We start from the raw sequence: 6,521 nt of genomic DNA, 5'->3' as shown, positions 1-6,521 counted from the left end.
TCGATCTTGCCTTTCTTCTTTCTGAGCTGCATTTCGCTGCCGCTCAGAACTGCCAGGCCGGCGCTGTCGTAACCCCGGTATTCCAGGCGCCGGAGTCCTTCCAAGAGGATCGGCGCCGCTGGCTTACGGCCCACATAACCCACAATGCCACACATGACGCAGGCGATTATATCCGATCGTCCCGGAGCCGCAAAGGAGGGATTGACCCCAGAGGCATCGCCCATCAGTTAACTGAGGGGATACCCAGGGCGCAGATAACGATTGAAGTAGGAGGGACGGAGATGCCATCTTCTGGCTCGTGAAAATGAATCTTGTCTTAAGCCTGATTTGGGCTCTCACCGCGAATGCGGCACAACTGAGATCAGCCGTCGAACTCACGGCACTTGACCGTTACGTGGCCGCCCCGGACACGAATTACACTTTCAAATTGTTGGACACCATCCAGGCGCCCGGCGTAAAGGCGCACATTCTGGCAATGACTTCGCAAGCCTGGCTCACGCCCCGCGAAGTGGACAAGCCGGTGTGGAAACACTGGCTCACCATCACGCGCCCGGACCAGGTCACGAATTCCAAAGCGCTTTTGATCATCGGCGGCGGCCGAAATGACAAAGGCCCGCCGAAGGGACCCGATGCGAACGTCATCCGCATCGCCACGGAATCGAAGTCCGTCATCGCCGAACTGCGCAACGTGCCCAACCAGCCGCTGATCTTCAATCAAGACGGCCAGCCGCGCGTCGAGGACGATTTGATCGCGTACACCTGGGACAAATTCCTCCGCACCGGCGACGAACGTTGGCCGGCGCGGCTGCCCATGACCAAGAGCGCTGTGCGCGCAATGGACACGGTCGTTTCGTTTTGCGCTTCACCGGACGGCGGTGGCGCCCGGATCGATGGCTTCGTCGTCGCGGGCGGTTCCAAGCGCGGCTGGACGACCTGGACCACGGCCGCCGTGGACCCGCGCGTGGTCGCCATCGTGCCGATCGTGATCGACGTGCTGAACATCGAGCCTTCGATGCGGCATCATTACGCCGCCTACGGATTCTGGGCGCCGGCCGTGGGCGATTACGTCAACCACGGGATCATGAACTGGATGGGCACGCCTCAGTTCAACGCGCTGGCGAAAATCGAGGAGCCTTATGAATACCGCTCGCGCTACACGATGCCGAAGCTGATGCTCAACGCCACGGGCGACCAGTTTTTCCTCCCGGACTCTTCGCAATATTACTTCAACGATTTGCCCGGGCCGAAGTACCTCCGCTACGTTCCGAACGCGGACCATTCGCTCAAGGAGACCGACGCCTGGACGACGCTGCAGGCGTTCTATGAATCCATTCTGACCGGCGCGGCTTTGCCTCGGTTGCATTGGACTCTGGAGAAGGACGGCTCGATTCACGTGAAGCCCGCGGACAAGCCGTCCGAAGTGAAGCTCTGGCAAGCCACGAATCCGGACGCGCGCGATTTCCGCCTGGAAACCTTCGGGCCCAAATGGACCAGCACGCCGCTCGAATCCAAAGCCGGCGTGTACGTGGGGCGTGTGACCGAGCCGGCGCGGGGTTGGACGGCGTTCCTGGTCGAGTTGACGTTCACCGGCCCGCGCGGCACGCCGCTGAAACTGACCACGAACGTCCGCGTTGTCCCGGACAGGACCGACCACAAATTCGTCCCGCAGTTGCCGGGGCGCGTGGGCGGATAGGGATGTGTCTCCCAACAAGAGGTTTTAACAGGAGGCAACAGTGGAAACGGAGTCTTCGTTGGCTTCGTTCTTGAACGGTCAACGTGGCGCGAGCCCAATTGAAGTCGTGAAAGCGAATCCCGTTGCCGGGGACGGATTGATGAAACGGACAGCCTTGTGCAGCCGCAAAGCTTTCATCAGGGGAGTCGTGCTGATGTTGTTCCTCTCGCATGCCGCGATCGCGGCTCCCGGCGCCGTGATGTATTCCAACCCCGTCCTGGCGGGCGATTATCCGGATCCATCCGTCATCCGTGTGGGGCGCGGGTACTGGGCCACGGCCACGCCCTCGGATTGGGCGCCGCTCTTCCCGCTTTTGCACTCGAATGATCTGGTGAACTGGAACCAACTCGGAAATGTTTTCCCAAAACCTCCGGAATGGTCCATGGGTAACTACTGGGCGCCGGAGATTTCCGCGCACGAAAACCGCTATTACGTTTATTACGTGGCCAGGAAAATCGGCGGCCCGCTGGCCGTCGCGGTAGCCACGGCGCCTCGCCCGGAAGGGCCTTACACGGACCACGGCCCACTCCTGGCCCAGGAAGCCGGGTCCATTGATCCCACCACGGCCACGGATGAAAACGGCAAACGCTTCCTCATTTGGAAGGAAGACGGCAACAGCCGCAAACTGCCGACGTCGATTTGGGCGCAGGAATTGTCCCCGGATGGCACGCGCCTCGAAGGCGAGATGAAGGAACTGATTCGGAATGACGCGCCCTGGGAAGGCCAGGTGGTCGAAGGCCCGTTCGTCCTCCGGCGGAACGATTGGTTTTATCTCTTTTATTCCGGCAATGCGTGCTGCGGCCTCGACTGCAACTACGCCCTCGGCGTCGCGCGATCCAAAACGTTGCTCGGTCCCTGGGAAAAAAATCCGGGCAACCCCATCCTGGCCGGCAACCAAACGTGGAAGTGCCCGGGGCACGGCAGCGTCGTGACCGATCCGCAGGGCCGGGACTTTCTCCTCTATCACGCTTATCACACGGAGGACTCCGTCTATGTGGGACGCCAGGCGTTGCTCGACGAGATCAAATGGGAAACGAACGGCTGGCCGACGATCAATCAAGGCCGGGGACCGAGCCGCCAGGCGCCGGCCCCGCACGGCTACGCCTCGCACAACGGCGAGCTTTTTTTCACGGACGAATTCAAGAGCGGCAAGCTGGCCCCCAACTGGCAGTGGCCCCAATACAATGAGCCGAAGGTCCAACTCAAGTCCGAGCACCTGGAACTCGCGCCCACCGCTCGGCACGCCAACGAACTCGTGGGCGCGGTGCTGGCCATCCGATCCACGCGCACTGATTACGAGGCGGTCACGCTCGTGAACTTGTCCGGAATGAAACCCGGCTTGTTCGCTGGACTCGCCGCGTATGGCGACCAGGACAACGCGGCCGGGATCGCGGCCGGCAACGGCAGCGTGATCGTCTGGCGCCGGCAAAAGAAGCAACAAGAAACGCTGGCCACGGACGCGTTGCGTGAAGGAAACCGAATTTATCTGCGGCTGAACGCAACCTCAGGGCGCCTGTTCCGCTTCGCCACGAGCAGCGATGGCCGGCAATGGAAAGACCGCGGCTCTGGCATCGACCTCGAAGGAGATTATCTGCCGCCGTGGGACCGCGGGGTGCGCGTGGCCCTGAACGCCGGCGGCGCCGAGGATGCCCCGGCGCGCTTCGATTGGTTTCGCCTCTATCCCGTGCGGAAGTAGGACTGCGCTCTGGAACGTCGAACGGGCTTTTTGGAATCGGCCACGGAAATGGACAGTGGGTGGCAGTGGGAGCCTCCGGGACAATTATGACCTCAGGGGATGGAAACAAATGAACTCCGCAAATTAGCGTCACCACCGCCACTCTCCGAGCTGTTCACTACGACAGTGGGTTGTGGATTGCCGTGGGTGATGGAGCACCGACCCGACGTTGACCGAACCAACCGATCCACCGAACGCCGCGATTGCGTTGCCTTTTCATCTCAAGACTCATCGGCGCGGCGTCGGTGATCTTGGTCGTTCGGCGAATTGGGCTAATCGACAAACGATCATCGTGACATGAGCCAGGTCCCAGAACCTGCGATCCTCCAGCGTCAACTCCTTGCGATCCCAGATCTGGAAACGGATGCGGAAAAGATGGAAAATGCTCGTGCGGTCTGGCTCCGCTAATCGCTGGAGGGGCAGGATGTCGGGAATCTCGTCAGCCCAGTAAATCCCACCCATAGGGTAACACGAAAGCCGTCTCGCTGTGTGGTCATAGTTATGAAGCCGGTCCGTGCGGCTACGTCATTTATCGGCATCTGACTAAACAGAAATACCACTGCGAAGTCGTGGCTCCGTCACTCATCCCCACCAAAGCCAGCGACCGGGTGAAGACCGTCTCCAGCGATTGGTTCGAGGATTCTGACGTCGCGAACTCTGGAGATCGGCCAACCGCGAATACACGCGAATGAACGCCAAGAGCTAATCTCCGACGGCGGCCCATCAACCGGCGATCGGTCATAACTGCCCACGCCACGGTCGCTCATGAAACCGGCCACCGAATCATTCGCGTCCGTTGGCGTCCATTCGCGGTTCAATTTCCCCGAACGCAAAGCTGACCGATGACGATGAAACCAGATCAGTCTCGCGCTCCTCGTCATTCGGTCCAGCAGTTGGTTCGGCAAATCCTCCACTATTTCTTCTCTAAGTAACTGATACCCGTCATCGTTAGTAATGGCAGGACATGTGGCACATCATTATCGCCGACGACAATTACTGTAGTCTTGCCAAGCGCAACGCGATAGCGGTCCGCAATCTGATACTTTTCTCCGTCGGCCATCTTAATGACAAATGGAATTCCTTCGCGAATCGCTGTCTCGATCTGATCTCTTGTCATATCAAGGGAAGATGGTCGGCCTTCTGTCACGCGGCAAGCGGAAATCCTACGCGGACGATTGCAATTGCCGAACGACACGGGTGAGCGACAGCCACGGACAGCGCGCTCAGGCTGTGGCCGAGAGTATTCATAAACCGATTTAACGATTTAACCTTTTTAGCGATGTCATTTCCATGTCTTCGACCTGGCCGGAGACGAAGCGAACCAACGGGCTCTCGTCGCTACGGCCTGGCAAAATTACCGGATCACCACGATTGCCTCGTTCGTGAGCCATTTTGTACGCGGCCAGCTTGCGCAGTTCGTCATAAACCAGCGGCCGCAATTCCTCGGCGGCGGACGCGTCGCCTTGTCGGATGGCTTCGAGGACGCGCGTGATGTCGCTCATAACTTTCGGGACGAATTTCGGCCGTAACCGCGAATGGACGCGAATAAACGCGAATCGGAAGTACGGGTTTCGATTGAGAGGAAGTTCCACGGATGCCGTTCGCGCGCATTAGCATTCATTAGCGGTTGACCTGGACAGCTATGATTGTCGAAGTTCACTCTGTCGGTCAACGGGCGCCAGCCAACGTTTCTCGCAGTTGTCCGAGAACTTCCTGCTGCAGGGGGAACAAGTACCTGTCGTCCAGTTCGCCTAAGAACGCCTGGGCCAGCTTGAAGCGCCCCTGATGAACCAAAACCGCCAGGCAGCCCAAATTGTAAAAGGCCCGCTCCGACTCGGTCAGTCCAAGAGGATTGATTCCGGCCAGTAACGGATCGGCTTCGGCGTGCCGATGGTTCTGAATCAGAGCCAGAGCGTGATTGATCCGGATGGCCGACACCTCGGGCCGCTCGATGAAGAGAGGCAACGTGTGCTGGATCGCTTTTTCGGGACGGTGGCGATTGACCACCAGCGCCGCAGCGTGGTTGTTGCGCGCGACCCAACTCTGCGGCGACAGGGCGAGGGCCTTCTCGGTGGACTTCAAGAGCAACTCCGAATTCTTGAGCTCGAAAGCCAAGGCTGAAAGCGCATCCCAGTAGGCGAGATCTTTGTTGTTGAAACGCTCGACCGATTCGAGCACTGAGCGCGCCTTGTCTCCATACCCCCATCGTGCCAGGTGAGGAGCCATTGCCAACGCAAGCGTTGGATGCGGCGCGGGACCGACCCCGATTTGACTGAACGCCTGGCTGGCCGCGCTTCGACGCTGCTGCGCCAACTCCACGCGGCCTTCGAGGAAGTAGCTCAAATCGCTGAGGCGTTCGCGCACGCTTTCATCCAATCGAATTTGCAGCGCCAACTGCCTCAGCTTGTCCCATTGCTCCGCCGCGATCAGCAGATTGGCGTAGAGAATCCACAATTCATCCAGGAAACTGAACTCGACGGTGAAACGCTCCAGCAGACGCTGAGCAGCTTCCCGTAGGCCCAACGCAAGATAAGCCTGAGTCAACTGCAGGGTTTCCAAACCGGTCGCGGGCGCCACGGCAAAATCCCTGGCGCGGTCGATGGCTTCCGCCCGGCGGCCGTTCGCGGTAAGCAAGCGCCAGGCGCGCACGTCGTTGATGAGCCGGTCCTTCTTTAAAGCGCGCAGCCGCTCCAAACTGCTCAGGTAAGCTTCCACTTCGTTCCGCTGCTCGCATACCATGAGATGAAGACGGTTGGCGAGCACGCGCCACCGAGGATCATCGCAGGTAATCCTTCAAATGGACTTGGGGTTCTCCTTCTCCTCCCTGCGCAGGGAAGAGAGGGGCGGGGAGAGGCGGGCCTCCTTCATGAGTTGCCCCACTCCTCAATCCTCTCCCCACTCGTTCCTCGAGGGGAGAGGAAGAAGATTCTAAGAGCGTGTCCGAAAATTCCGCGGGGTCCTGTTTTCGCGCCAAAGGCCGGATGGCGAGGCGCAACGAAGGAGAATATCCTCCCTGGATCTTCGACTGAGGAGCAACGAAGCCAGGCGGCCTTT

The 6,521-nt window shown here is 59.7% G+C and carries 6 protein-coding genes and 1 pseudogene; 4 read left to right on the top strand and 3 right to left on the bottom strand.

The features are described from left to right. Nucleotides 1-304: 304 nt before the first annotated feature. The 3 genes and pseudogenes from FJ398_24930 to FJ398_24920 all read left to right on the top strand — a co-directional run bounded on the left by FJ398_24930 (nt 305) and on the right by FJ398_24920 (nt 4,081). On the top strand, nt 305-1,693 hold the full coding sequence (locus tag FJ398_24930) for a PhoPQ-activated pathogenicity (protein MBM3841139.1): 1,389 nt from the start codon (nt 305-307) through the stop codon (nt 1,691-1,693). A gap of 139 nt (nt 1,694-1,832) precedes the next feature. Continuing rightward, complete coding sequence (locus tag FJ398_24925; GenBank protein ID MBM3841138.1) at nt 1,833-3,428, top strand: xylosidase; 1,596 nt, start codon at nt 1,833-1,835, stop codon at nt 3,426-3,428. A gap of 539 nt (nt 3,429-3,967) precedes the next feature. Further along, nucleotides 3,968-4,081 (top strand): annotated as a pseudogene (locus FJ398_24920) (IS110 family transposase). 299 nt (nt 4,082-4,380) lie between these two features. Here the strand turns inward: FJ398_24920 and FJ398_24915 are convergent. The 3 genes from FJ398_24915 to FJ398_24905 form a co-directional block, all read right to left on the bottom strand. Further along, nucleotides 4,381-4,584 (bottom strand): hypothetical protein, encoded by a 204-nt coding sequence (locus tag FJ398_24915; GenBank protein MBM3841137.1) that lies wholly within the window; start codon nt 4,582-4,584, stop codon nt 4,381-4,383. Between the two features lie 139 nt (nt 4,585-4,723). Continuing rightward, nucleotides 4,724-4,969, bottom strand: coding sequence for a hypothetical protein (locus tag FJ398_24910; GenBank protein ID MBM3841136.1), 246 nt, complete (start codon nt 4,967-4,969; stop codon nt 4,724-4,726). Nucleotides 4,970-5,135: 166 nt separating this feature from the next. Continuing rightward, entirely contained in the window at nt 5,136-6,206 is a 1,071-nt protein-coding gene (locus FJ398_24905; protein MBM3841135.1) for a hypothetical protein, read from the bottom strand. Between the two features lie 132 nt (nt 6,207-6,338). Between FJ398_24905 and FJ398_24900 the strand changes: the two genes are divergently transcribed. Then, nucleotides 6,339-6,521, top strand: a 183-nt coding sequence (locus tag FJ398_24900) for a hypothetical protein (GenBank protein ID MBM3841134.1), incomplete at its 3' end; no start/stop codon positions are given.

It is taken from the genome of Verrucomicrobiota bacterium (genome assembly GCA_016871535.1).
Classification (GTDB): domain Bacteria; phylum Verrucomicrobiota; class Verrucomicrobiia; order Limisphaerales; family SIBE01; genus VHCZ01.
Note: the sequence above shows the minus strand (reverse complement) of the source record. Positions and strands in the feature narration are given on the sequence as shown.

Bases quoted from the DNA above. Each gene is read 5' to 3' on its own strand.
- FJ398_24910 (MBM3841136.1), bottom strand. From the start codon at position 4,969: ATGAGCGACATCACGCGCGTCCTCGAAGCCATCCGACAAGGCGACGCG.
- FJ398_24930 (MBM3841139.1), top strand. From the start codon at position 305: ATGAATCTTGTCTTAAGCCTGATTTGGGCTCTCACCGCGAATGCGGCA.
- FJ398_24925 (MBM3841138.1), top strand. From the start codon at position 1,833: ATGAAACGGACAGCCTTGTGCAGCCGCAAAGCTTTCATCAGGGGAGTC.
- FJ398_24915 (MBM3841137.1), bottom strand. From the start codon at position 4,584: ATGACAAGAGATCAGATCGAGACAGCGATTCGCGAAGGAATTCCATTT.
- FJ398_24905 (MBM3841135.1), bottom strand. From the start codon at position 6,206: ATGGTATGCGAGCAGCGGAACGAAGTGGAAGCTTACCTGAGCAGTTTG.